1 protein-coding gene is annotated in these 430 nt (G+C 51.4%); it reads left to right on the top strand.

Translation table 11 applies throughout. The features are described 5' to 3' along the window. Positions 1 to 430, top strand: a 430-nt coding sequence (locus AWU74_RS08705) for an AAA family ATPase (protein ID WP_162505138.1), incomplete at both ends; no start/stop codon positions are given.

Here is a 430-nt window from a genome sequence, read left to right as displayed (position 1 = left end):
AGATGTCTGCGGAAGACGCGAGCCTAGCCGATTCGGACGCGCAGATTGAAAAATCGAATATTCTGCTCATCGGTCCGACGGGTTCGGGCAAAACATTGCTGGCGAAAACACTGGCAAAAAAACTGAAGGTGCCGTTTGCCATTGCCGACGCGACTACGCTGACCGAGGCTGGCTACGTGGGCGAAGACGTTGAAAACGTCTTGCTCAAGCTGATAAACGCCGCTGACGGGAACATTTCCGCAGCAGAACACGGCATTATTTTTATAGACGAAATTGACAAAATCTCGCGGAAATCGGAAAACATGTCGATTACCCGCGATGTTTCCGGCGAAGGCGTTCAACAGGCGCTTTTGAAAATAATTGAGGGCACGAATGCGAGCGTCCCGCCGCAAGGCGGCAGAAAACACCCTAATCAGGAGATGCTTGAAAT

The sequence above is a fragment of the Treponema endosymbiont of Eucomonympha sp. genome (genome assembly GCF_001028545.1).
The sequence above is the reverse complement of the archived record's forward strand: the minus strand, read 5'-3'. Positions and strand labels throughout refer to the sequence as shown.